Origin of the sequence: Streptomonospora litoralis, assembly GCF_004323735.1 — a bacterium.
GTDB classification, from domain to species: domain Bacteria; phylum Actinomycetota; class Actinomycetes; order Streptosporangiales; family Streptosporangiaceae; genus Streptomonospora; species Streptomonospora litoralis.
The window spans coordinates 2464515-2487714 of record NZ_CP036455.1 but is presented as its reverse complement, the minus strand read 5'-3'; the positions used below and the strand labels follow the sequence as shown (position 1 = coordinate 2487714).

Sequence of the window (23200 nt, the reverse complement as noted above, 5' to 3'; positions counted from 1 at the left end):
GCCTCGCCCCGCACGGCCGCGGCGTGCACTCCTGCGACGCGCGCCGCCGCGCCGATCCCGGGCCACCGGCGCGCCCGCACGCCGGTGGCGCGGTTCTACTCCTGATGCGGCGCCGGGAAAACACCCGCCCGCCCCAGCAGTGCCGTCGGGGGTGTGCCCAGGGCCGAGCCCAGCCACATGCCCGTGCGGGCCGTCTCGGTGACGTCGATGCCCGTTGGCAGGCCGGTGCGTTCGAGTTGGAAGACGAGGTCCTCGGTGGCGATGTTTCCGGCCGCGCCGGGGGCGAACGGGCAGCCGCCGAAACCGCCGACGCTTGCGTCCAGAACCGCCACCCCGTGCTCGACGGCGGTGTGGGCGTTGGCGTAGCCGGTGTTGCGGGTGTTGTGGAAGTGGCAGCGCAGCCGGGCGCCGGCCGCGACCTCGCGGACACGCCCGACCAGGTCGGCCACCTGGTGGGGCACGCCCACGCCGATGGTGTCGGCCAGGGCGATCTCCACGGCGCCCGCGGCGGCCGCCCGCCGGGCCACCCCGACCACGCGCGCGGGGTCGGTCTCTCCGTCGAAGGGGCAGCCGAAGGCGGTGGAGACGGTCGCGCTGATGGGCATCCCGGCGTCGGCCGCCGCCGCGGCGATGTCGTCGAAGGCGTCACTCATCTCATCCACCGAGCAGCCCTGGTTGCGCCGGGAGAACCCGTCGGTGGCGGGAATGGCGACGTTGACCTCGTCCACTCCGGCCTCCAGTGCCCGGTCCAGGCCGCGGCGGTTGAGCACCAGGCCGATGTAGGAGACGGCATCGCTGCGCGGAACCTCGGCCATGACCTCTTCGGCACCGGCCATCTGGGGCACCCGCTTGGGGTTCACGAAGCTGACCGCCTCGATGCGGCGGGCACCCACCGCGGCCAGCCGCTCGATCAGCTCGACCTTCTGCGCCACCGACAGCGGCGTCTGCTCGTTCTGCAGCCCGTCGCGGGGCCCGACCTCGACGATCTCCACCTGCTGCGCGGCCATTGCGCCACTTCCCGTTTCCGACGACTGCCCACCGGCGGATGCGCCGCCGGTTTCCACGGCGCCGCGTGTGCGCCCGCGGGGCGGAGCCCGCACCGCGGAAGCACACGCGGCGCCTCGCACAGCCCAGCATATTGGCCCGCCGGGCTTCGGGGCGGAGCAGCGGTCGCCCACCGACCGGGCGGGCCGCCCGGTGCCGCCGGGTGTCCCGCATGCCCCGACGGCGGCCGCATGCGGGGGATCATCCCACCTGCCGGGCCGCACCCGAAGGCCGCACCCTTCCCGACCCGAGATCCCCGTTCGACGGGGGCACGCGCCGCCCCCGCGCCGCGGTCAGCGCAGCGCCAGCGACGGGCGGGCCTCCCACGTGGTCCACACCGGCCGGTAGCCCATGCGGCTCCAGAAGGGCCCGGAGAGCGGGTTCATCATGGCGTAGTTGAGCACGGTCACCTGGACGTTGTGTGCGTCCAGCGCCTGGTGGGCCTCGCTGACGAGCGCCGTGCCGATGCCGCGGCCGCGCTCCTCCTCGGCCACCACGCCGTAGCCGATGTGGGCGGCCGGTGCGGCCCGCACCAGCGGGGCGGCCCAGCGGGCACGGTCGGGCGGGGACACCCAGACCAGGCCGACGGGGCGTCCGCGCCGCTCGGCCAGCCACACCCACGACGGCGAGCGGGACAGCGCCCGCCCGGCGACGCGGCGGGTCTGCTCGGCCGTCTCGGGCTGGATGAACACCCCGCCGAAGAACTCCTCGTAGCGGTGCTCCTCCATGAGCAGGCTGACGATCTGGGTCAGGTCCTGGGAGTCGGCCAACCGGATGGCGACGTCGCGCGGCGGCAGGGAGGGGGGCACCCCCCGGCGGCGCTCGCGCGCGGCCAGCACGCTGTAGGGCTGCAGACCGTGGGCCTGCAGCGCCGGTATGCCGACGACGTCGCGGGCCGGCCAGGTCAGCTGCGCCGCCGACTCCGAACCGGTGCCGGTGGGCAGCTGCTGCAGCTGCTCGCGCCAGCTCGACAGCAGCGAGTCGAGCGCGCGGCCGGGGTCGGGCCCGCCGACGATGGGCGTGAGCCAGTGCTGGTCGGGCATGCCCCACGTCCGGCCGACCTCGCCGGGCTGGTGCCAGGAGTAGCGCATGGTTCCGGTGGCCACCGGCCGCCCGATCTGGTCGCTGACCGTCAGCAGCGGATAGGTACTCTTGCGCGGGCGCGTCGGCGCCGGCAGCAGGTGGTCGACCTCCTGCCAGCGCGAGGCCGCGGAGTCGACCAGCAGGTCGAACTCCGCGCCGCTGCCGGGCAGCTCGTCGTTCCGCACCCGGGCGACATAACCGCCCATCCCACCTCCCTGGCCGCGCAATCCCGCACTCACCCGCCCTCGGCTCACCGGCGCGGCATGTCTGGAGCCGATCAGTGGTCACGTACCGTCGCAACACGGACACGATGACCGTAGCGTCTCAGGTGTAACTTCGCTCGCCAAAGCGGCAAGAATTTCCCTGATCGTTTTGAAATTGTCGCTATGCAATTTCACGGGGGCAAAGCCCGGTACGTCCAACCGTAGCCGATTCGCGCTCTGTTACCCAGACCGGGGCCGAACCCGCGGGCGGCGCGCTGACGTGGGCGGACGGCGCCTGCGGGGTACACACGGCCACCGTCCGTACCGGGCGCGGGCGGCGCGCGGCCCTGCAGCATCCGGTCGGGATCGGCCGGGCGACGCCCGGCGCGGCGGCGGAGCCGGCGCCGCACCGGGCGGCACGGCGCGCCGCTGTGAGCTTGGGTTGCCGCGAAGGCAGGCAGGATCAGTCGCGGCGCCGGAGCGGCGACGCTATCGCCCTCGGATCGACCCCGTCGGAATCCGAAGAAATCCGACAAAGCGAACAAGCATCTCGTAATACTTCGTTAAGTGCGTCGCTGGTGGCGGTAGGCGGGCAAGGCGCCCCGGACAAGGCGGCTCGGGCCGCTGGGCGGCCTTGTGGCCTGCCGGGCGGCGGGTGGTCTGGAGGAAAAGCGGCAGCCACGGCGCCGGATGGCCGGGCCCGCGCGTATCGGGCAGGGGTGCCCGCCGGTTGGGCGCCCGACGGCGCACCGAGAACGGGCCCAAAGACGGTTTCGGCGCCGAAACCGGTCCCAGAGGCAGTCTCGGTGACGATCGGGCACCCGGATGTCCTTTATGTCGGGTCTCGCGGCATCCATTGCGCGGAAATCACCACGGATCGGCCTTGGACGTGGTGATTTCCGCGCAATGGATACTGACCGTGCCCAATCGCCGCGCGCCGCCCCCGCCCGGCCACGGGAGCGGGACAGCGCCGGCGCGGGCGGGAGGGGCCGCCGCCGCTGATGCCGCTTTTCCTCCAGGCGACCCACTACCCGCCCGGTGCCACGGCCGCACAACAGACCCGAGGCGCCGTCGGCGCGCCGCCGCCTCCGCACCCACCGGGGAGCTGCGCCCCACCCACGGGTCCGGCTCAGCTCACTCCGGCCGCGTCCATCCCCCGCAGCTCGCGCTTGAGCTCCTTGATCTCGTCGCGCAGCCGGGCGGCAAGCTCGAACTGGAGGTCGGAGGCCGCCTGGTGCATCTGCTCGCCGAGCTGGTCGATGAGCTGGGCCAACTCGGCCCGCGGCATCTCCGTGACTTCCTTGGAGCGCTCGCCACCGCCGGCGGACAGGTTGGGCACCGGCGCCTTGCTCTGCCGGTAACCGGTCCCCATCAGCTCCTCGGTGTCGACGTCCTCGCGCGCCAGCGAGTCGAGGATGTCGGCGATCTTCTTCCGCAGCGGCTGCGGATCGATGCCGTGCTCCTCGTTGTAGGCGAGCTGCTTGGCGCGGCGCCGGTTCGTCTCGTCGAGGGCCTCGCGCATGGAGTCGGTGACCTCGTCCGCGTACATGTGCACCTGGCCGGCCACGTTGCGCGCCGCCCGCCCGATGGTCTGGATCAGCGACCGGGAGGAGCGCAGGAAGCCCTCCTTGTCCGCGTCGAGGATCGACACCAGCGAGACCTCCGGCAGGTCCAGGCCCTCGCGCAGCAGATTGATGCCCACGAGCACGTCGAACTCGCCCACCCGCAGCTCGCGCAGCAGCTCGACCCGGCGCAGCGTGTCGACCTCGCTGTGCAGGTAGCGCACGCGGATGCCGAGCTCGGCGAAGTAGTCGGTGAGGTCCTCGGCCATCTTCTTGGTCAGCGTGGTGACCAGCACCCGCTCCTCGCGCTCGGCGCGCTCGCGGATCTCGTGCACGAGGTCGTCGATCTGGCCGTCGGTCTCCTTGACCACGACCTCGGGGTCGACCAGGCCGGTGGGGCGGATGACCTGCTCGACGACGTCGCCGCCGCTCTGGCGCAGCTCGTAGGGGCCCGGCGTGGCCGAGAGGTAGACCGTCTGGCCGATGCGCTCGGTGAACTCCTCCCACTTCAGCGGGCGGTTGTCCAGCGCGGATGGCAGGCGGAAGCCGTGGTCGACCAGCGTGCGCTTGCGCGAAGCGTCGCCCTCGTACATGCCGCCGATCTGCGGCACGGTGACGTGGGACTCGTCGACGACCAGCAGGAAGTCCTCGGGGAAGTAGTCGAGCAGCGTGTTGGGCGCGCTGCCCGGCTCGCGGCCGTCGAAGTGGCGCGAGTAGTTCTCGATGCCCGAGCAGCTGCCCACCTGGCGCAGCATCTCCAGGTCGTAGGTGGTGCGCATGCGCAGCCGCTGCGCCTCGAGCAGCTTGTTCTGGTTCTCCATTTCGGTGAGGCGCTCGGCGAGCTCGGCCTCGATCTGGGAGACGGCGCGCTCCAGGCGCTCGGGCCCGGCGACGTAGTGCGAGGCGGGGAACAGGTACATGTGGTCGTCGGTGCCCAGCACCTCGCCGGTGAGCGGGTGCAGCGTCAGCAGCCGCTCGATCTCGTCGCCGAACATCTCGATGCGGATGGCGAGTTCCTCGTAGACCGGGATGACCTCGACGGTGTCGCCGCGCACCCGGAACGTGCCCCGGGTGAAGGACACGTCGTTGCGCGTGTACTGCATCTCGACGAGCTTGCGCAGCAGGTCGTCCCGGTCGACCTCCATGCCGACCTCCAGCTCGGCCATGCGGTCGACGTACTCCTGGGGCGTGCCCAGGCCGTAGATGCAGGAGACCGAGGAGACCACCACCGTGTCGCGCCGGGTCAGCAGCGAATTGGTGGCGGAGTGCCGCAGCCGCTCGACCTCGTCGTTGATCGAGGAGTCCTTCTCGATGTAGGTGTCCGTCTGCGGGACGTAGGCCTCGGGCTGGTAGTAGTCGTAGTAGGAGACGAAGTACTCGACCGCGTTGTTGGGCAGCATCTCGCGCAGCTCGTTGGCGAACTGCGCGGCCAGAGTCTTGTTGGGCTGCATGACCAGCATGGGCCGCTGCACCTGCTCGGCCATCCACGCCACCGTGGCGGTCTTGCCGGTACCGGTGGCGCCCAGCAGCACGGTGTCGTCGTCCCCGGCACCGACCCTGCGGCTCAGCTCGGCGATGGCCGAAGGCTGGTCGCCGGCCGGGGTCATATCGGAGACGACCTCGAACGGCGCCTTCTTGCGCTGGATATCGCTCACCGGCCGCACGTCGCCTCACTCCCCCGATTCGCCGTAGTTCGCCGTCGAGTCCCGACTACTGCCACCACGCTATACGCCGCCTGTGACAACAGGGCGAGGCCGTGAAGGATTCCCAGGTCAGGCGGGACAGGCGGGGTACGCCCACAGCCGGGCGGCGCGCCGAGCAGCCATCGGGCACCGAACCGCCAGAGCTGCCAACGGCTGACGAGAGCGGTTCGGAACGCTCCACGCGGGCGCGCGCCGGACGATGGAGCGGGGCGGCCGCGACAGCGCTCGCATACTCGCCCGCCCGCCTCCGCGATTGCCGCCACGGGATATTCTCGCCGAATGCGCCGACTGCCCGTGCCGCTCCGGATTCTCCGCGTGCTGCTTTTCCTGGTCACCGGGCTCTCCCTGCTCTTCATCGCCCGTGAACTGACGATGCGGCCGGGCGGGATTACTTCGGAACTTCTCGTTCTACTCGCGTGGAGTTTGATCCCAGCAGTACTTTCCCTGGTGTGCGGGCTGCGCTTGAAGCGCGGCGGTCCGACGCTCTTCTGGCTGCTTATCGCACTGCAAGCAGCGACGGCCGCGCAAATCGTCTGGTTCTATGAACTGGGCGGTCCGCCTATCGTCGTTCCGCCACCGCTCCCGCTGGCCGCGCTCGCCCTTCTTTGCTGGCCTTCGGCGCGCAGGTTCTTCCGTGCCGGAAGCCAATCGCACAGGTCAGCAGCCATCTGATTGCGCCTGGCCGGAAGCGGCCAATCTGAGGCTCCACGAACGCCGCTCTGACTCCGTATCTTCACTGTGCGTCGCCTAGCCGTCGTATAGTGAGTTGGCACGGTGCTGAGAAAAATCCGCGGCTATGACCGCGGGGCCGCCGTACTCGAGTACGCCGCTGTCATCGTCCTCGTCGTGGCAATAGCGGCAGCCCTTTTGCAGCTCGGCCTGCCGCAGCAGGTCACGTCGAGCGTCTCCGGAGCGGTCGACCGGGTTCTGGGCTCAGAGGACACCCACGGGCCTGTCGCCGACGCGCCTTCCGACCCGACGCAGGAGCAGTCCGGCGAATTTGGCGAAGCCGGGACGCAGGAACAGTCCGGCGAAGCCGGGGGATCGACAGGCGCCGAACCCCTCGGCCTCGGAAAGCCCGGCGAGGTCGACACCGCTTATCTCGACTCCCACACGGCCTACGGCTTCACCCCGGCGGACAACGACGGTTCCTGGTTCGGTGCCGGCCCGATGTTCAAGTTCGAGGACCGCGGCAACTACAACTGGGACTGCGGTTGGCTGTTGGATGCCGCGTGCAAGATCGGCGGCGGCACCTATCAGGGAGCACGCGAGATCACCGACGGCGCACGCGGCCTGGCGTGCCATGTCCACCTGTGCAGCCACGAGAACTTCAACGAGACATGGGAGCAGACCAAAAAAGGCTGGAAGAAGATCACGTCCCAGCCGGTGACCGACACACTCGGTGACATGTGGGACGGCTTCGTCAAGCCCATCAAGGAGAACGCGGAGAACAACAGCGGAGCGGGCGGCTTCTTCAAAAACCTCGGGTATGCCGTACCTGCCGCCGTCGGTGGTGTGCTGAAACCGCTGAAGTTCCTCGCCGCGCCCGGAAGCTCGTCAGGCGGTAAACCTCCGGACGGATCCGGGGGCAAGGATTCCGGGTCGGCGCAGCAGAAGGGCGCGGGGTGTCCGCCGAACAGCTTCCTGCCGGGGACCCTCGTACTGGCCGCCGGCGGCCAAACCACCGCCATCGAGGACGTCGACGTCGGCGACAGGGTACGCGCCGCGGATCCGACCACCGGCGAGACCGGCGTTCGTAGGGTGACCCACCTGATCCGCGGCCGCGGCGACAAGACCCTCGTAGACATCACGGTCGCCGGGCACGGCGGCAAGGTCGGCACTTTAACGGCCACCGCACGGCACAGATTCTGGGCTCCTGAACGCGGCCGCTGGATCACGGCCGAGGCCTTGCGCCCCGGTACGCGGCTGCGGACGGCGAGCGGTACACGGGCATACGTTTCGTCGGTCGAGGTGAGAACCGCTCCTGGTCAGCGGGTTCACAATCTCACGGTCGCCGGTCTGCACACCTACCATGTCACCGTCGGCGGCCTGAGCGTCCTGGTGCACAACGAGGACCCCTACTGCGGCAAACCGTTCGGCGGCTCCAACGACGACGGTCGCGGTGGGGAGGACTTTCATGGCCAGGACATTTCGCTGGATGAGATCGTCGGGTTGGTCAGCGGACATACGGACAACACCAATCCGACGCGGAGACGCCCCACCGAAGAACAGATCGAGGAGACGCTACGAAAAGCACCTCCTGAACCAAAGCCGGGACAGAATGCAACAGAGTTTAACTACAAGGAGACCCGCGTAATCGTAAACTGGGAAATGCCATGGAAGAGCACCGCCTACTACCCCGAGAGATAGACATGTTGAGCGACATAAGCGACCGCATTGAAAATACCATGACTCCAGAAGAACTATCACGCCTGGAGTCAGCGAAGACGCACCTTTCAGATCGACAGTCCCTAAATCTCAAGGATTTGGTGATCGGGTGGGCATCACACGTTGTCGAGCTCAGGAAGCACACCGAGACTGGATCCGGAGACCTTCCCTACTGGGGCGCCCACGACCTGGTCGCGGCTGTCTCGCTTCGCACATTCACAGAGACCGCATACACCGAAATCGACGACGAGCTCCGCACTAAATTCGACCCCATTCTTACCGAGGTCGATAACGAGTTCCTGTCATTCACTGAGCACGACGATTTCGGCTGCGTCGAAGCCGTGGACGGAATGAGCAAACCCGACCGCGGATGGTGGTGGCACCGTATTCCAACCCACGGCCCGATCCGCGAAGACATCAGGGAAATTTGTCAGCACGTTCACCATCACTGAGCGAACACACACCTACACCAACCCCCTGGAGCGCAGGTGACCCGCGAGAAAGCGAGCCGACCGGCCGCCATCCGTGCTCAGCGGGTGTTGCTGTGGATCATGGCCGTCATCATCTGGATGAACGCCTGGGTGACGTTCATCAACGCGGGAGGAGACTTCTATTCCCTCGGCTATGCGCTACCCAACGCATTCCTCGGCGTGTTACTCGCTCTGCTCGCGATCGCGATCCGGACTCGCAGGCGATGGGTTCAGATCACCATCGCCGCCGTACACGTCATCGTCCTCCTGCTGGAGTTCACCCGGGTCGGCGGCGGCGACCCGTTGGGGCTCGTCGGCATGTGCATTGCCGTCACCGGTATCACGCTCATTTTCTGGCCGTCCGCACGCCGGTTCTTCCGGTAGCATCGTCTCGGTTTCATCCAGGCGAAAAGACGGATCAGCCCTCGTCTCCGGCCGAATCGGCATGCACCCGATTACGCATCACGGTGCGCTGCCACAACGGCTGCACGGCCGAACGGGACAGTCGGAGATTCACGCTCGGCTTGACGGGTAGCCGCTCGGCCATGGGAAAGACAGCCAAACGGCCCCGCCGGCCCGGCGCGATCAGCGGATTCCTGCGCGGAGCGCTCGCGGGCGCCGCGGGGACGACCGCACTGAACATCACCAGCGGCCTGGACCAGGCGATCCGGGGACGGCCGGCCAGCGAGGCCCCGCAGCGCCTGGTCGCCACGGCCGCGGATGCCGCCGGAATGCGGATACCTGGCGGCCGGAAGGAGCGCTCACGGCGCCTGGCCGCGCTCGGGCCGGTCGCCGGGGCCGCCGCGGGCATCGGCATCGGCGGGGCCGCGGGCGTACTGCGCTCATGGGGCCTGCGGCCGCCCGTCGCGGTCGGCGGCCCGCTGCTCTGCACTGCGGCGATGGGAGCCGCCGACGGGCCACTGGCTCTCGCGCGGATCAGCGACCCGCGGCAGTGGAGTGCGGCCGACTGGGCGGCCGATGTCGGGCCCCACCTCGCCTACGGCGTCACCACACACGCCGCCCTCGTCGCGTCCGAGCCCGTGGCGCCCGATGAGGAAGTCCCGCCGCCGCGATGCAAGACCCTGCTGCGTGCGCTGGCGCTCGGGGCGGCCACCGGCTCGCGCAGCAGCCTCGGTGTCACCGCGATCGCCCTGAGCAGCACGCAGGCGGACCAGGGACCGGTAGCCCGGCGCATGGGCTCTCGCTCCGGCAGGGCGGCCGCCGCTCTGCTGGCCGGGGGCGAGCTGGCCCTGGACAAGCATCCGGCCGCGCCGCCACGGACGGACGCTCTGGGAACGGGAATGCGCGCCCTACTCGGCGCGGCGGCCGCACGTGCGGCGGCCCACCGCGAACACGACCACCTGGGCCCGGCGACGCTCGTCGGATCAGCGGGCGCTATCGGGGCGGCGGCACTGGGAGTGCGCCTCCGAGCGGCGGCGACACGCCGCTTCGGCTCGGACATCCCGGGCGCGGTCGCCGAGGACACCGCGGCCGCCCTACTTGCTTGGGCTGGCACCCGGCGCACGTAGACCCGCAACGCCACCTGCGGCCGCGACCACGCCATATGGCCACCACGTGCATCGGCATAGTTCCGTCTCCGGGATGATGGAAACCGGACCCTCGCGGAGCTTGCGCAGGTGACGAGCGAGAAGAAGAGCCGGACGTTCGCCATCCGCCTCCGCGCTCGCCGCTCCCCGACGGCGGTGCGGGTGGTCAGGCATCCGGCCACGCGCTCCCGGTGAGGTCGTAGTCCAGGCGGAACCACACCTGGCGGTAACTCGGTCGGCCACTGTCGCCCCACGCGCTGGACAGGCTGTCTACCAGGGCCAGGCCGCGCCCGGTCTCGTGGTCGATCCGCTCGCCGAGGCGGGCGGCCGCAAGGTAGCTGCGGTACCGGTAGTCGTGGCGGCGGTCGGTCAGCGAGCCGTTGTCGCGGCAGGTGAGCGTGAGCCCGGTGGCCGAGCGGTCGGCCCGCAGCGTGTAGGTCTCGCCGGGCAGGCCCGAGCGGGTGTGCTTGATGGCGTTGGCGACGAGTTCCGTGCCCAGGAGGTCGAAGAGGTGGCGGTACTCGTCACTCTGCGCGGCGGCGCAGGTGTCCAGGAACGCGTGCACCAGCGGCAGGTGCACCGCTTCACTCCGGAACTGGAATGCCCGGCGGGTGAAGTGGGGGCGGTCGGGGCGGCGATTGAAGTAGTACTCGTAGCCGTTGGGGATGAGCAGGCCGAGAGGGACTGTCACCTCGGGCAGGGGCGGGACAGCGGTGAGTGCGGACATGCGTGCTCCTTGACTCGGGCGGGAGGAGGCAGGACGAGCAGGAACGTCCGCGAAGTAGTCCGTTTTCAGGACGGTGAGGCGGACGCGGCATAGCGTGATCATGACCACTGAAGGTGCTTGCTCGATCACTTGATCCTCACTCACAGTAAAAGTGAATCTCACTACAGCCAAGACAGTGAGTGAGATTCACCAAATGTCAGGTAGGGTTCTTCCATGCGCCAGCCACACAGCCCGTCCATCCGCCGCCGTCGCCTCTCATCCGAACTGCGGAGAGCACGGCATGCGGAGGGCTTGACGACGACGCAAGTCGTCGAGCAGCTCAAGTGGGCCGCAGGAAAGCTCAGCAAGATCGAGAACGCCGAGACGCAGACGGTCAAGGCCGCCGACCTCGACAAGATGCTCGATTTGTACAAGGTGGACGATCCAGACAGGCGGACAGCGATACATCAGCTCGCGAAGGACGCCAAGGAGCGCGGCTGGTGGATGAAGTACCGCGACGTGTTCGGCAACGAGACCCTTCCCGACTTCGAGGCCGAAGCCTCCAGCATCCGCGCCTTCGAGTCCCAAGTGATTCCCGGTTTGTTGCAGACTCCGGACTACGCTCAGGCGGTCTTCCAGGGAAGCAGGTACAGCGATGCAGGACAGATTCAGCGCCGTGTTGAAGCGCGGATGGCGCGACGGGAGATCCTCACACGCTTCAATCCGGTACACCTACGCGCGGTCATCGACGAGGCGGCCCTGCTGCGGCTGATCGGCGACAGCGATGTCATGGTGGAACAGTTGCAGCACCTATTGCACATGGCGAAAATGCCGAACGTCGACGTGCAAGTACTGCCTCTGGCCGCTGGCGCGCACGCGGCTCTGACCGCGCCGTTCACCATCTTAGACTTCCCCAACTCACTCGATCCCACGGTCGTGTGTGTCGAGACTCTGAACGAGGCCCTCTATTTGGAACTTCCAGAGGACGTCCAGACCTATACCGCCACATTTGGCGATATACAAGGGTCGGCGGTCAGCACGACGCGATCCGCCCAGATCATCGCTGAGACGCTCGAATCCCTGGGAGGCAGCGCATGAGAGATCAACTGGTGTTCCGGAAGAGCAGCTACAGCGGCCAGGGAGTCAACTGCATCGAGATAGCCCCCATCCCCACCCGCTTCCGCAAGAGCACCCACAGCGGAGGGTCCAACGACTGCGTAGAGGTAGCCCCCACCTCCCGTTCCACCGCCCTACGCGACTCCCAACACCCCCACCACGGCCACCTCACCTTCCCCGCCGCCGAGTGGGACGCCTTCCTCGCCGCCGCCCGAAACGGAGCCCTCTAACCAGCTGAAAGTCCAGCGCCGCAAGCTCGGACGCCGCCCCTCACTCGCCGTTCCTTCCCGGCTTCGCCGCTCGGATGATGCCCTGCCGGGTGGAAACGGTGAACATTCCTGCGCTGGTGATAGTCCCTTCCAGCCTCTCGCGGGCGCGTTGCAGCGTCTCATCGAAGGGAACGCCCGCCTGTGCGGCCCACGTGCGGTACGAGCCGAGGTGGTCCAGGACGGGCGCCGGATCGTCGACGACGATACGACCGGTCAACTCGTGCACTTTCACTTCGGCGAAGTGCTCTCTCAGCCTGGCGGCACCGGCGTCGAGCGGAAAGTGATCGGACAAGCGGATGCGGCGAGGCCCGTGGCCGGTGCCCAGCACGTCGCCGGCCGCGGCCTGCCAGAGGTCGTCCAACTCCCCCTTGTCGTCCTCGGCGTTCGTCGAGGCGACCAGTAGCCCGCCAGGGGCGAGGACGCGCGCGATCTCGGCCAGTGCGGCATCGATGTCGGCCAGGTGGTAGAGCATGTGCATCGCCAGTACCGCGTCGACTCGCTCTGCCTTGAAGGGCAGGTCTGCGGCATCGGCGCACAGCACCGGAGGGGCCAACTCGTCGAGCATGCCCGGCGCGGCGTCGATACCGATGACGGCGGCCTGTGGACGCTCACTGCGCAAACGGTCGAGATAGGCGCCGTTACCGCAGCCCAGGTCGAGCACGGTTCGGTGCGTGTCGTCGAGCGCATCGACGACCAGGCCGGGCAGATCGTAGGTGGGCTGCTGGAAGTCGTAGAGCTTCTGCCGTGCCGAGAGGTGCGCATCGTTGCGGTAGGCGTGCTCGGCGAGAAGACGACGATCGGTGGTGGCGCTGACCCGGTCGGTGCTCATGGTTGCTCATCCTGCCGTTCGGGAAGCGTCGCGGGAAGTGCTGCGGGTGCGCGGCAGAACTCGGTGAGGTCGGCCTGGAGCCGGTGGGCTTCGGCGGCGCTGCGGAGAAGGCCGTTGCGGAGTCGGGATGCGAGGAGGGCGGCGCGGCGCAGTATGGACGCGGTGCGGCGATCGGTGGGTGTGGCCAGGACCGGCGCCAGTGCAGCGCTGAGGGCGTCGAGGTCACCCGCGGCGGTGTGCGCGGTGGCCAGGTCCAGGTGGGCCGCCAGCAGGTCGCCGGAGGAGCGTTCGAGTGAGGCGTGGTCGGTGTAGACACGGATGGCCTGTTCGGCTTGCTCTCGCGCTCGCGACGCGTGGGCTGTGGGGTCGGCGCTCAACAGCGCGGTCGCGGCGTAGACGTGGCCTTTGGCGGCGGGGAAGACGAACAGGCCCCGGGGCGTGTCCGCCTCGGCGGTGTGGGTGCGGGCTTCCTCCATCCCGGAGATGGCGGTGAGCATGGTGGTGTGGTCGCCGACTTCCGCGGCAGCACGGGCCGTCAGCGCGTGGAGACGGGAGCGATTGGAGTCGGTGCCTGCGTACTCGAGACCGCTGCGGGCGGCGTCGAGGGCGTCGTGGGGACGGCGGTCCCAATAGGCGATGAGGCTCTGCAGCCCGCGGGACCAGGCCAGCATGCCCCGGTGCCCTGCTATGTCGGCCAGGTTCCAGGCGGCGCGGGCGTTCGTGTCGGCCCACGTGTAGTGCCCCAGATCGAGGCAGATGTGGGCTTGCAGTCCACCCAGCCGGGCGGCGGCCAGGTGCAGGCGTCGTGCCTGGTTCGGCCGACTGCCGGATTCGATCATGCGGAATGCCGAGGTTCGCAGTTCTCGGATCTCGTCGTAGAGGGCGGCCGCGGGGCGGGCGGCATAGTCGCGGGCGATGCGGTCGATGTCGGCGTCGATCTGGTCGAGCTGCGTGTGGTGCAGGGCGTTGTCAGCGAGCTCCTGGCTGCGCCGGAGGGTGGTTCGGGCATCGCTGCGCAAGCGCGGCTCGGTCAGCGGCTCGGGGGGCGGCTCAGCCTGCATCGGAAGGGGGCTCGGGCGAGGTGCGTAGTCCACGGCGAAGCCGAGGCCCACCGGACCGGTCGCGAACAGGCGGCAAAGCAGGTCCTGGTAGCCGGTGTTCGGGCGGTCGCCGGCCTCCCAGCCTTTCCACGATCGCTCGGAAACCGCGACGGCTGCATAGCGATCACGGTGGTTCTCGGCGAGCGCACGGGCCGCTGAGATGGCTTGGTTGACCGTCCATCCCCACGCCAGCCGGTGGCATTTGACGGGGGTGTGTCCGCAGTGGCTGCGAATGGCCTCGGCGATGCGGTGGAGTTCGCGGACTTGGGGGTCGCTGCTGGAGGTGAGAGCTGCGGCGCGGATGCGGCGTGCGCAATCCAGGGGGTGAACGCTTCCCATACCGCGGTCCTCGGTCGCCTGTGGGGTTGTCCGTGCTGTGACGCTAGCACCCGCCATCCCGCAGTGCGACGGTTCGCACTGACCAACTGTGGACTCCAGGTCACCGGGGGTGCAGACACCTCTCACTACCGACCTCGCCGTGCCAGGGGCACCGTAGGAGTCGCTTGCCCAGCGAAAGGAGATCGCATGAACACGCAGACGGCCGCACCCACCACGACCACGGCGCCTGCCCCCGCAACCGAGTTGGCGGGGATCATCACCCGCACGCTGCCCGAGGGCGGAATCGACCGCATGACCGACGAGCGCATCGAGGAGATCCTCGCCGTCCCCGCGCTCACCGCCCACCTGTAGGCACACGACCGACACACCGGGGGTCAGGGAATGGAGATGGCTATGAACGACTGGAACGACAGGGTCACCCTCCTGTTCAGCGCCGGCGCACGTCCGCTGAAATCGGCGCAGGAACTGACACTGGCGGAGTTGCTGCTGGCCAACCGGCTTCCGCCGTCGTTGTTCCAGGCATATGAAGTGCCCGGAGACGGATCGTTGAAGCCGATCCCCATGACCCTGACCCTCGGGCAGGTACCCGAGAACCGCACGGTCCTGCTGCAGTGCATGCGCAACACCGACATCGACGGGCTGCGCCCCGCCGAGATCGAGACCGTCCGGCACGCCGACGAACCGACGACAGCACTGCTGGACTTCGACTACGCCGACCGGAACAAGAACCCCCAGCATCGGGCCCACTTGGTCGACGACGCCGCCATGCGCGAGATCGTCTTCGGCAAGATCGCCGATTTCCTCGCCGATAACGAGATCCCGGTTCCGCTGGTCGCGGGCATCTCCGGCGGCGGGGACAGCAGCAGCCTCGTGCAGGGCGTGCGTCGCTACACCGCCGAGCACAACCTGGATGCGTCGGCGGTCACGTGTTTCACCCTGGTCATGGAGCCACTCTGGCCCGAATCCGCGGCCCAGCGCGCCCGCGCGCTGTGTGCCGAAGCGGGATTCGAGCACGTCGTTCTCTACCCCGACGACGCTGCAGCGCTGTTGGATATGGGGGAGTCGCCGCGCGCGCTCTGGGCGCAGTTCAAGCAGCAGTACGGTGCCGACTCCTCTCACTTCTTCGGCACCTTCTTCGTCAACCTCGCAGGCCGCGCACTCTGCGCACAGCGTGGAGCCGGCCACCTGCTGGTCGGCTACCAACGCGAGGACGTCATGGCCGAACTGCTGTTCCTGCTGATGAACGGCCGCCGGCCCTTGCCGTTCCCCCGTCGCCGCACCGGCGAGGTCGACGTGCTCATGCCGGTATGGGACGTACCCAAGAGCCTGCTGGACGCCTGCTATCCCAGCGTGAGCGAGAGCAACTACGCCGAACGGGTCGACTCCACCGCGGTGCGGCGCTCGTCCATCTACTATCTGGCCCACTGCATCGATGCATTGGTGCCGCAGATGTCGCTTTCACTGATGAGTGGAATCAAATCGCTGATGGAGGAAACCGAGGGGTGGCAGGACCTCTCGCGCGTGGGTACGACACCGCTGCTGCACACCGGGCACGGACGAACCCCGGAGCAGACCGCCATGATCGACCTGCTGATGGAGCACTTTCCGCAGTGGAGTTCGACCACCTCGGGGCCGCAGTAGGATTGTCGTCGATCACACAGCGCAACGCAGGAGGCCACACCCATGGGCCAGGCCGCCCAAGCACCGTCCGGCACCCGCGACTTCCTCGCCGACGAGCTGCGCCGTCGCAAGTCGGCCATCGCCGCCGTCTCTGAGGTCTTCGAGCGCTACGGGTTCGATCCGCTGGAAACCCCGGCCTTCGAACGGCTGGAGGTCGTCACGGGCAAGTACGGCGAGGAGGCGTCGAGCCTGCTGTTCAAGATTCTGCGGCGCGGTGTCCACGAGGCCGGCGGCCAGGCCGACCTCGCGTTGCGCTATGACCACACCGTGCCCTTGGCGCGCGTGATCGGCACCCACGGCTCCAAGCTGCCCTCGCCCTTCAAGCGCTACGCCATCGGCCCCGTCTGGCGGGCCGACCGGCCTCAAGAAGGCCGCTTCCGCGAGTTCGTCCAGTGCGACGTCGACACCGTCGGATCCCACTCACCACTGGCCGACGCCGAGGTCGTCTACGCCGTCGCCGACGCGCTGGAGGCCCTCGGCGTCGACGACTTCCGCTTCCTGGTCAACAGCCGCGAAGCGCTCCGCGGACTCTTGGAGGTCTATGGTGTCGGCGCCGAATCGGGCGAGGGCGTATTGGCGGCCCTGGACAAGCTCGACAAGATCGGTGGTGACGCTGTTGTCGCCGAGCTGGCGCAACGCGGGGTGGCTACCGACACCGCCGAGGGCATCGTCGCCGACATCGCGGCCGACAGTCCCGACCGGATCCGGGCGAAGCTGGAGGCCAACCCGCGCGGCAAGCAGGGATTGGCCGACATCGACCAGTTGCTGAAGCTGGCCGGAGGATTGGGCGGGCGCGTCGTCTTCGCGCCTCGAATGGTGCGCGGATTGGACTACTACACGGGCGCCATCTGGGAGGTCGAGGCGGCCGGCTATCCCGGCGCCGTGGCCGCCGGCGGGCGCTATGACCGACTGGTCGCCGCCTTGGGTGGTCCGGATGTGCCCGCCGTCGGCGGCTCGGTGGGAATCGAGCGCATTCTCGCCATGCGGGAGACGACTGCCGAGGATGGGCAGGGCCTCGATGTTGCCCTGACCGCGCTCGGCGGCGACGAGAGCGGAATGCTGCGGCTGGCCCACGACCTCCGTCGCTGCGGCTTGCGCGTGGGAACCTACCTGGGCTCCTCGACCAAATTGGCCAAGCAGCTGAAGTGGGCCCATGAGCAGCAGGCACGGCTCGCCGTCATCCGCGGCGCCGACGAGCAGGCGGCCGGAGAGGTGACCGTGCGGGATATGGCATCGGGCGAGCAGCACAGGGTGCCCGACGAAGGCGCGGCCGCGTATGTGGAGCGGCTCCTCGGGCGTTGAGCAATCAGGGCAGGCGCTGGGCATGGCATGGGATCGGCGCCTGCGACTACCAGTCAGCGGCTGCGCGGCCAAGGGCTACCGGTCTGGGCCACCACCGAGGACCGCGCGCAGGGCTACGGCAACGCCGCCCCGACGGGCGTCGCTCAATCCCCTCGCGGTCGGCGTCGGTCACCAGGTCTGCGAGGTGAGTGCTGGTCGTCATGGGGCGACCGTACCGTCAGGTGAGGTTCACCAGAGCGGTTTCGATGGCGTCGGCCGAGCACATCGAACACCTCGTAGCAAGGAGCGACGCATGAGCCTGTTCACCGGAGTCGCCACGTACTACCGCTGGTACCGCCCCGGCATTCCGGACGATGTGGCGTCGATCCTCAACCGCGCCGCCCCCGCACGCCCTGACAGCCGACGACGCCTCCTGGACATCGGCACCGGGACCGGCCTGGTGGCGGAAGCGCTGCTGGACCGCTTCGACGACGTCATCGGCCTCGACAGCGACGCGGACATGCTTGCCGCCGCCGAGTCGGCGCTGCGGACCAAGCTCCCCGAGCACGCTCGCCTGTCCCTAGTCCAGAACACAGCCGAGGCATTCATCCCGCCGACCGGTTGGCAGGCCGATCTCGTCACCATCTGCCGGGCCTTTCACTGGCTCGATCAGGCCACGGTCCTGTCCCTGTTGGACGAGCAGGTCGCTTCCGACGGCCTAGTCGCCATCTTCAGCGACAACAGCTTCTGGGCCGCCGGCAGCCCGTGGAAGGAAGCCGTCCTCGGCGTGGTGAAGAGCTTTCTCGGCGAAGAGCGTCGTGCGGGTGCCGGCACGTTCCGGCACCACAACCGCCCCTATAGCGACCTCATGGCCGAATCGCCCTTCAACGAGGTCGAGGAAGTCCGCATACCCGTCGAGCGCACCTGGACCGCGGAGAGCATCCTCGGCTACCTCTACTCCACATCCTTCGCCGCGCCCCACCTCTTCGGGAACCGGGTGAGGGAGTTCGAGGCCGCGGTGAAGAGCCGGCTGGCCGACTTCAGTGACGACGACACGTTCTCCGAGGAGAACGAGTTCCTCATCCGTCTGGGACGGCGCAGCCGCGATGGCGGCTGAAGGCCAAGAGCGGCCCTACGGGCGGCTGACCGCACCGCGCATCACGGCCGAATTGAGCGAGCGGTCGATCCTGTGCCTGCCTGTCGGTTCTGTGGAGCAGCACGGCCCGCACCTGCCCCTCAACACCGACATGGTCATCGCCGAACGCTCCACCACCCACCTGGCCGCCGAGGTCGCCGATCGGCACAAGGCCGAGCGAATCGGCACGTTGGGGTAGCTCATACTGCCTTCTCGACCGAACTCGGCGGCGCGTCGGACCGGTTGTGTCAACAGGAGGCTACTGCGGATGCGGGTTCGTCTACACGGCCGACGTCGATCCGTCAGACGCATTGCCGCGACAAGGGATGAATCCGTCCCCAACCAAGGCAAGGGCGTCGGCAATATCCGCGGCGAAGCGGTCGTCCGGCGGTGGAACATCCTCTAAGGCAGCACGCAGGTTCGCTCCCGTGCCGCGAGGCACCGGCTCGGCCCGCGTGCGGTTCGCGTGGGCGGTTTGGGCGTTCAATGCGTTTGCTCAGACGATTCGTGCGGTGTCGACGGGGCCGGTGAAGGGGTGCGGCAGCAGCAGCTTGGCGCCTGTGTTCACCTGCGTTTGGCGTTGGTAGACCCCGCGCTCCGGCTCCTCGAACAGGGTCCACCGCCCGTGCTCGGTGTCGATGAGCAGGTAGGCCGGCACCTCCCCCAGGGCGTAGCCGCGCGGCTTCTTGACCCGGTCGGTCTCGGCGTTGCCCGGCGAAGTGATTTCCACCGCCAGGAGAGCTTGCGTTGCGGGGAACTTCCATATGTGCTCGTCGAGCAGTGTCTCGGGCAGCACCACGAGGTCGGGGACGTAGCGCTCTCCCGTATGGGGGATGACGAGGGTTGCCGTCTGCGCGATTTCCAGATCGGGCGTAAGCACGTCGCGGAGGGCGTACTGCAGACGCGACGCGATCTTGATACGGGGACCCACCGGGGTCGGGGAGACGACCAGGTTCGCTGCGATGATCTCCACCCGGTAGCCCTCGGGAGGGTCGAGGTGGTCGGCGAGCGCGGCGAGGTCGTGCTCGGCAGCCGATACGGGCGTCGACATCTCAGGCCCCCTTCTTATATAAATCACCTGCGGCCCCCGCGCCCCCTCACGCCCGTTCGCGCAACCGCTCCCACACCTCGGCGACCCGGGTGTCCAGCTCCTCCTCGGTGCCGGAGTTGTCGACGACGATGTCCGCGGCCGCGCGGCGCTGGTCTCTGGTGGCCTGGGCCTTGATGCGGGATCGGACCTGGGCCTCGTCCATGCCCCGGTCGCGCACCACGCGCGCGACCTGTTCCTCGACGGGGACGTCGACCACCACGACGACGTCGTAGAGGCCGCCGAGGTCGTTCTCCACCAGCAGCGGGACGTCGTAGACCACCACGGCGTTCGCCGAGGCCTTCGCCATCAGCTCCTCGGTGCGCTTGCCCACCCGCGGGTGGACGATGGCGTTGAGCTTGGCGAGCTTGGCGGTGTCGGAGAAGACGATCTCGCCGAGGCGGGGGCGGTCGAGTGCGCCGTCCTCGGTCAGCACCTCGGTGCCGAACTCCGCGACGATCTCCTCCAGGCCCGAGGTGCCCGGTTCGACGACCTCGCGGGCGATCTTGTCGGCGTCGACGATCAGGGCGCCGTGGCGGGCGAGCCGCCGGGCCACCGCGCTCTTGCCGGATCCGATACCTCCGGTGAGTCCCACACGCAGCATGTCGGCGACTCTAGAGGGCCGCGGTCTCGGGCGTGCGGCCGGGGACCGCCTTGCGCAGATGCACCAGGGCGAGGTGGTCGTCCATCCGTTCGCGGTGGGTTTCGGCATAGCCCAGGCCGCGGCACAGGCGCAGGGCGGCGTCGCTCTGCTGGCCCGCGGAGACCGTGAACACGGCCACGGCGGGGTGCGCGTCGGCCAGGCGCTCCTCCAATGCCGACATCAGCGCCCGCGCGATTCCGCGGCGGCGCTGGTCGGGAGCCACGCATAGCCGGTTGACCAGGGCTGTCGTGCCGTCGGCGCGCCCGCGCACGGCGCCCACGATTCGCGCGTCCCGCACGGCCTTGAGCACGTGGGCGCCGCCCTCGATGCCGCGCCGGATGCTGTCGGCGGTCTCGGCCAGCGGCAGCACGAACGGGTCGCCGTAAAGCTGGGCCTCGTCGACGAACGCCGCCCGCTGCAGCGTCCAGATCTCGCCGGCGTCGGCGACCTCGGCCGGGCCGACGACCGGATCGGGCGGGGTGGGCATCGCTGCTCCCGTCGCTTCGGTGATCGCGGCTGTGCCGGATCATAGCGAAGGGCCGCCCCCGTTCCCGGGAGCGGCCCTTGGCGATTCGCGTGTCGACTCGCGCGGCGGAGGGACTGGCCCTAGCCCTCGGAGCCGCCCGCGAGCTTCTCGCGCAGCGCGGCCAGCGCCTCGTCGGAGGCGAGGGCGCCGCCGGTGTCGGGCTCGGCGCCGCCACCGCCACCGCCGCCGGTGCCGGTGTTGCTCGGGGCGGCCGCGGGCTCACCGCCCTCGTAGGGCTGCTCGGGGCCGGCCTCGGCCTCGGCCGCCTGGGCGTCCTCGACCTGCTTGCGGTGCGCCTCGAAGCGGGACTGCGCCATGGCGTACTGGCGCTCCCACTCGTCGCGCTGGACCTCGAAGCCTTCGAGCCACTCGCCGCTCTCGGGGTCGAAGCCCTCGGGGTACTTGTAGTTGCCCTGCTCGTCGTAGTCGGCCGCCATGCCGTACAGCGTGGGGTCGAAGTCGACCTGGTCGGGCGAGACGCTCTCGTTGGCCTGCTTCAGCGAGAGGCTGATGCGCCGGCGGTCGAGGTCGATGTCGATGATCTTGACGAAGATCTCGGTGCCGACCTGCACGACCTGCTCGGGGATCTCCACGTGGCGCTCGGCCAGCTCGGAGATGTGCACGAGGCCCTCGATGCCCTCCTCGACGCGGACGAACGCGCCGAACGGCACCAGCTTGGTGACCTTGCCGGGAACGACCTGGCCGATCTGGTGCGTGCGGGCGAACTGCTGCCAGGGGTCTTCCTGGGTGGCCTTGAGGGACAGGGAGACGCGCTCGCGCTCCATGTCGACGTCGAGCACCTCGACGGTGACCTCCTGGCCCACCTCGACGACCTCGCTGGGGTGGTCGATGTGCTTCCAGGACAGCTCCGAGACGTGCACCAGACCGTCGACGCCGCCGAGGTCGACGAAGGCGCCGAAGTTGACGATGGAGGACACGACGCCCTTGCGGATCTGGCCCTTCTGCAGGGTGTTGAGGAAGGTCTGGCGGACCTCCGACTGCGTCTGCTCCAGCCAGGCCCGGCGGGAGAGCACGACGTTGTTGCGGTTCTTGTCGAGCTCGATGATCTTGGCCTCGAGCTCGCGGCCCACGTAGGGCTGGAGGTCGCGCACGCGGCGCATCTCGACGAGCGAGGCCGGGAGGAAGCCGCGGAGTCCGATGTCGAGAATCAGACCACCCTTGACGACCTCGATCACGGTGCCGGTGACGACGCCTTCCTCTTCCTTGATCTTCTCGATCGTGCCCCAGGCGCGCTCGTACTGGGCGCGCTTCTTGGACAGGATGAGGCGGCCTTCCTTGTCCTCCTTCTGGAGGACGAGGGCCTCGACGTGGTCGCCGACGGTCACGACCTCGCCGGGGTCGACGTCGTGCTTGATCGACAGTTCCCGGGACGGGATAACACCCTCGGTCTTGTAGCCGATGTCGAGCAAGACCTCGTCTCGATCGACCTTCACGATGGTGCCTTCGACAATGTCACCGTCGTTGAAGTATTTGATGGTCTCGTCGATCGCCGCGAGGAAGGCTTCCTCGGACCCGATGTCGTTGACCGCTACCTGGGGTGTCGAGGTTACCTCTGTGCTGCTCGTCATGTGTGGGTGGACTCCGGATACGGACATTGGCAGAATAGGTGCGCCGCGGATTCACGCGGCTGCATCACCACCACCGTCGAGACGACTTCGGGCCCGAGCCGTGGCTCGGGTCTCTTCGCGTATCCCAGGGTGCCGACCGCCGCCACGCCCCCCGATGACCCTCGGGGGGTCGAGTCGAGTATGCGATCTGGCTGTCACACCGGCACGATCTCCGAGGTCGGGTTGCGCACGCGAGTCCACAACGCTCTCGCCACACTATGAGACGCGGCCCTCCAGGTCAATCGGAAAGCGGGCGACAAACCCACCGAGAGTGCAACCGAGCATGCTATCGCCACGGCACCGCCGGTCCCGGCGCCGGGGCGGATCCGGTCGCGGCGCGGCGCGGCGTAAGCCGACCGGGGCCGGGCGCGTCGCATCGCGGTTCAATCCTCGCCGCCGCGCCCGCGCATCCGCTTGACCTGGGAACGGCGCTTCTTGGCGGCGAGGCGGCGCTCCTTGGAGCCGCGGGTGGGCTTGGTGGGCCGCCGCGACCGGGGACCGGGGGCGGCGGCGGAGGCAAGCACCTCGGCGAGCCGCTCCCGGGCGAGTTCGCGGTTGCGTGCCTGGGATCGGTGCTCCTCGACCGTGACGGTCAGCACGGTCCCGCTCAGCCGTCCACAGAGCCGGCGCAGTGCCCGCTCGCGCTGCTCGGAGGTGAGCGCCTCGGTGGCGGCGACGTCCAGCGACAGCGAAACCCGGGTGTCGGCCGTGTTGGCGTGCTGGCCGCCCGGACCGCCGGAGCGGGAGAAGCGCCAGGCGAGTTCGTTGTCGCGCAGCCCGACCGCGGGTGCTTCGCGCCCGCCTCCGCGTGTGTCCGACGGCATAGCGCACCGCCTCCCTTCGGCTCCCGACCGACCGCCG

At 68.9% G+C, this 23200-nt stretch carries 23 protein-coding genes; 12 read left to right on the top strand and 11 right to left on the bottom strand.

What is annotated here, in order from left to right; genetic code table 11:
* Positions 1-95: 95 nt before the first annotated feature.
* The 3 genes from EKD16_RS10770 to uvrB all read right to left on the bottom strand — a co-directional run bounded on the left by EKD16_RS10770 (position 96) and on the right by uvrB (position 5556).
* Entirely contained in the window at positions 96-1007 is a 912-nt protein-coding gene (locus tag EKD16_RS10770; protein ID WP_131098262.1) for a hydroxymethylglutaryl-CoA lyase, read from the bottom strand.
* A gap of 330 nt (positions 1008-1337) precedes the next feature.
* Positions 1338-2333: a GNAT family N-acetyltransferase gene (locus tag EKD16_RS10765; protein ID WP_131098261.1), complete on the bottom strand. Its 996-nt coding sequence runs from the start codon at positions 2331-2333 to the stop codon at positions 1338-1340.
* Between the two features lie 1126 nt (positions 2334-3459).
* On the bottom strand, positions 3460-5556 hold the full coding sequence (gene uvrB / locus EKD16_RS10760; RefSeq protein WP_131098260.1) for an excinuclease ABC subunit UvrB: 2097 nt from the start codon (positions 5554-5556) through the stop codon (positions 3460-3462).
* 318 nt (positions 5557-5874) lie between these two features.
* On the opposite strand from uvrB, the gene EKD16_RS10755 reads away from it, so the two are divergent.
* The 5 genes from EKD16_RS10755 to EKD16_RS25755 all read left to right on the top strand — a co-directional run bounded on the left by EKD16_RS10755 (position 5875) and on the right by EKD16_RS25755 (position 9982).
* Entirely contained in the window at positions 5875-6267 is a 393-nt protein-coding gene (locus EKD16_RS10755) for a hypothetical protein (protein WP_131098259.1), read from the top strand.
* Positions 6268-6369: 102 nt separating this feature from the next.
* Positions 6370-7965 (top strand): polymorphic toxin-type HINT domain-containing protein, encoded by a 1596-nt coding sequence (locus tag EKD16_RS10750; protein ID WP_131098258.1) that lies wholly within the window; start codon positions 6370-6372, stop codon positions 7963-7965.
* Entirely contained in the window at positions 7932-8435 is a 504-nt protein-coding gene (locus EKD16_RS10745) for a hypothetical protein (protein WP_131098257.1), read from the top strand. Before EKD16_RS10750 ends, EKD16_RS10745 begins: the two co-directional genes overlap by 34 nt.
* A 36-nt stretch (positions 8436-8471) precedes the next feature.
* Positions 8472-8837, top strand: a complete 366-nt coding sequence (locus EKD16_RS10740; RefSeq protein WP_131098256.1) for a hypothetical protein — start codon at positions 8472-8474, stop codon at positions 8835-8837.
* 161 nt (positions 8838-8998) lie between these two features.
* On the top strand, positions 8999-9982 hold the full coding sequence (locus EKD16_RS25755; RefSeq protein ID WP_207391496.1) for a hypothetical protein: 984 nt from the start codon (positions 8999-9001) through the stop codon (positions 9980-9982).
* A 184-nt stretch (positions 9983-10166) separates the two neighbouring features.
* Here EKD16_RS25755 and EKD16_RS10730 read toward each other — a convergent pair whose 3' ends face one another.
* A complete protein-coding gene (locus EKD16_RS10730; protein ID WP_131098255.1) occupies positions 10167-10727 on the bottom strand; it encodes an ATP-binding protein in 561 nt (186 codons plus the stop codon).
* A 213-nt stretch (positions 10728-10940) separates the two neighbouring features.
* On the opposite strand from EKD16_RS10730, the gene EKD16_RS10725 reads away from it, so the two are divergent.
* Together EKD16_RS10725 and EKD16_RS10720 are read left to right on the top strand one after the other, a co-directional pair.
* Positions 10941-11804, top strand: coding sequence for a helix-turn-helix domain-containing protein (locus EKD16_RS10725; RefSeq protein WP_131098254.1), 864 nt, complete (start codon positions 10941-10943; stop codon positions 11802-11804).
* Complete coding sequence (locus EKD16_RS10720; RefSeq protein WP_131098253.1) at positions 11801-12052, top strand: DUF397 domain-containing protein; 252 nt, start codon at positions 11801-11803, stop codon at positions 12050-12052. The genes EKD16_RS10725 and EKD16_RS10720 overlap by 4 nt, the downstream gene beginning before the upstream one ends.
* 40 nt (positions 12053-12092) lie before the next feature.
* On the opposite strand, the gene EKD16_RS10715 is transcribed toward EKD16_RS10720, so the two are convergent.
* Together EKD16_RS10715 and EKD16_RS10710 are read right to left on the bottom strand one after the other, a co-directional pair.
* The gene (locus EKD16_RS10715) at positions 12093-12920 is read right to left on the bottom strand and encodes a class I SAM-dependent methyltransferase (RefSeq protein WP_131098252.1); all 828 of its coding nucleotides are present in this window, start codon (positions 12918-12920) and stop codon (positions 12093-12095) included.
* Positions 12917-14359 carry a hypothetical protein gene (locus tag EKD16_RS10710; protein WP_131098251.1) on the bottom strand — a complete coding sequence of 481 codons (1443 nt, stop codon included), beginning with the start codon at positions 14357-14359 and terminating at the stop codon, positions 12917-12919. Before EKD16_RS10710 ends, EKD16_RS10715 begins: the two co-directional genes overlap by 4 nt.
* Before the next feature lie 186 nt (positions 14360-14545).
* On the opposite strand from EKD16_RS10710, the gene EKD16_RS25325 reads away from it, so the two are divergent.
* The 5 genes from EKD16_RS25325 to EKD16_RS10690 all read left to right on the top strand — a co-directional run bounded on the left by EKD16_RS25325 (position 14546) and on the right by EKD16_RS10690 (position 18654).
* Positions 14546-14710, top strand: a complete 165-nt coding sequence (locus EKD16_RS25325) for a hypothetical protein (RefSeq protein WP_165498545.1) — start codon at positions 14546-14548, stop codon at positions 14708-14710.
* 42 nt (positions 14711-14752) lie between these two features.
* Positions 14753-16000, top strand: coding sequence for an asparagine synthase-related protein (locus EKD16_RS10705; protein WP_131098250.1), 1248 nt, complete (start codon positions 14753-14755; stop codon positions 15998-16000).
* Positions 16001-16042: 42 nt separating this feature from the next.
* Complete coding sequence (gene hisS / locus EKD16_RS10700) at positions 16043-17341, top strand: histidine--tRNA ligase (RefSeq protein WP_131098249.1); 1299 nt, start codon at positions 16043-16045, stop codon at positions 17339-17341.
* Between the two features lie 292 nt (positions 17342-17633).
* A complete protein-coding gene (locus EKD16_RS10695; RefSeq protein WP_131098248.1) occupies positions 17634-18437 on the top strand; it encodes a class I SAM-dependent methyltransferase in 804 nt (267 codons plus the stop codon).
* A complete protein-coding gene (locus EKD16_RS10690) occupies positions 18427-18654 on the top strand; it encodes a creatininase family protein (RefSeq protein ID WP_131098247.1) in 228 nt (75 codons plus the stop codon). The genes EKD16_RS10695 and EKD16_RS10690 overlap by 11 nt, the downstream gene beginning before the upstream one ends.
* Positions 18655-18951: 297 nt before the next feature.
* Here the strand turns inward: EKD16_RS10690 and EKD16_RS10685 are convergent, their stop codons facing one another.
* The 5 genes from EKD16_RS10685 to arfB all read right to left on the bottom strand — a co-directional run bounded on the left by EKD16_RS10685 (position 18952) and on the right by arfB (position 23163).
* On the bottom strand, positions 18952-19506 hold the full coding sequence (locus EKD16_RS10685) for a Uma2 family endonuclease (RefSeq protein ID WP_131098246.1): 555 nt from the start codon (positions 19504-19506) through the stop codon (positions 18952-18954).
* Positions 19507-19552: 46 nt separating this feature from the next.
* Positions 19553-20146 (bottom strand): dephospho-CoA kinase, encoded by a 594-nt coding sequence (gene coaE, locus EKD16_RS10680; RefSeq protein ID WP_207391495.1) that lies wholly within the window; start codon positions 20144-20146, stop codon positions 19553-19555.
* A 10-nt stretch (positions 20147-20156) separates the two neighbouring features.
* Positions 20157-20672: a GNAT family N-acetyltransferase gene (locus EKD16_RS10675; protein WP_131098245.1), complete on the bottom strand. Its 516-nt coding sequence runs from the start codon at positions 20670-20672 to the stop codon at positions 20157-20159.
* Positions 20673-20791: 119 nt separating this feature from the next.
* Positions 20792-22300, bottom strand: coding sequence for a 30S ribosomal protein S1 (gene rpsA / locus EKD16_RS10670; RefSeq protein WP_131098244.1), 1509 nt, complete (start codon positions 22298-22300; stop codon positions 20792-20794).
* A 422-nt stretch (positions 22301-22722) separates the two neighbouring features.
* Positions 22723-23163, bottom strand: a complete 441-nt coding sequence (arfB, locus tag EKD16_RS10665) for an alternative ribosome rescue aminoacyl-tRNA hydrolase ArfB (RefSeq protein WP_131098243.1) — start codon at positions 23161-23163, stop codon at positions 22723-22725.
* Between the last annotated feature and the right edge of the window lie 37 nt (positions 23164-23200).

Excerpts from the sequence above, each read along its gene's own strand:
- EKD16_RS10695 (WP_131098248.1), top strand. The coding sequence starts at position 17,634 with ATGAGCCTGTTCACCGGAGTCGCCACGTACTACCGCTGGTACCGCCCC.
- EKD16_RS10770 (WP_131098262.1), bottom strand. The coding sequence starts at position 1,007 with ATGGCCGCGCAGCAGGTGGAGATCGTCGAGGTCGGGCCCCGCGACGGG.
- hisS (WP_131098249.1), top strand. The coding sequence starts at position 16,043 with ATGGGCCAGGCCGCCCAAGCACCGTCCGGCACCCGCGACTTCCTCGCC.
- rpsA (WP_131098244.1), bottom strand. The coding sequence starts at position 22,300 with ATGACGAGCAGCACAGAGGTAACCTCGACACCCCAGGTAGCGGTCAAC.
- EKD16_RS25755 (WP_207391496.1), top strand. The coding sequence starts at position 8,999 with ATGGGAAAGACAGCCAAACGGCCCCGCCGGCCCGGCGCGATCAGCGGA.
- EKD16_RS10725 (WP_131098254.1), top strand. The coding sequence starts at position 10,941 with ATGCGCCAGCCACACAGCCCGTCCATCCGCCGCCGTCGCCTCTCATCC.
- EKD16_RS10710 (WP_131098251.1), bottom strand. The coding sequence starts at position 14,359 with ATGGGAAGCGTTCACCCCCTGGATTGCGCACGCCGCATCCGCGCCGCA.
- EKD16_RS10765 (WP_131098261.1), bottom strand. The coding sequence starts at position 2,333 with ATGGGCGGTTATGTCGCCCGGGTGCGGAACGACGAGCTGCCCGGCAGC.
- EKD16_RS10720 (WP_131098253.1), top strand. The coding sequence starts at position 11,801 with ATGAGAGATCAACTGGTGTTCCGGAAGAGCAGCTACAGCGGCCAGGGA.
- EKD16_RS25325 (WP_165498545.1), top strand. The coding sequence starts at position 14,546 with ATGAACACGCAGACGGCCGCACCCACCACGACCACGGCGCCTGCCCCC.
- EKD16_RS10675 (WP_131098245.1), bottom strand. The coding sequence starts at position 20,672 with ATGCCCACCCCGCCCGATCCGGTCGTCGGCCCGGCCGAGGTCGCCGAC.
- EKD16_RS10745 (WP_131098257.1), top strand. The coding sequence starts at position 7,932 with ATGGAAGAGCACCGCCTACTACCCCGAGAGATAGACATGTTGAGCGAC.
- EKD16_RS10685 (WP_131098246.1), bottom strand. The coding sequence starts at position 19,506 with ATGTCGACGCCCGTATCGGCTGCCGAGCACGACCTCGCCGCGCTCGCC.
- EKD16_RS10690 (WP_131098247.1), top strand. The coding sequence starts at position 18,427 with ATGGCGGCTGAAGGCCAAGAGCGGCCCTACGGGCGGCTGACCGCACCG.
- arfB (WP_131098243.1), bottom strand. The coding sequence starts at position 23,163 with ATGCCGTCGGACACACGCGGAGGCGGGCGCGAAGCACCCGCGGTCGGG.
- EKD16_RS10730 (WP_131098255.1), bottom strand. The coding sequence starts at position 10,727 with ATGTCCGCACTCACCGCTGTCCCGCCCCTGCCCGAGGTGACAGTCCCT.
- EKD16_RS10705 (WP_131098250.1), top strand. The coding sequence starts at position 14,753 with ATGAACGACTGGAACGACAGGGTCACCCTCCTGTTCAGCGCCGGCGCA.
- EKD16_RS10715 (WP_131098252.1), bottom strand. The coding sequence starts at position 12,920 with ATGAGCACCGACCGGGTCAGCGCCACCACCGATCGTCGTCTTCTCGCC.
- EKD16_RS10755 (WP_131098259.1), top strand. The coding sequence starts at position 5,875 with ATGCGCCGACTGCCCGTGCCGCTCCGGATTCTCCGCGTGCTGCTTTTC.
- coaE (WP_207391495.1), bottom strand. The coding sequence starts at position 20,146 with ATGCTGCGTGTGGGACTCACCGGAGGTATCGGATCCGGCAAGAGCGCG.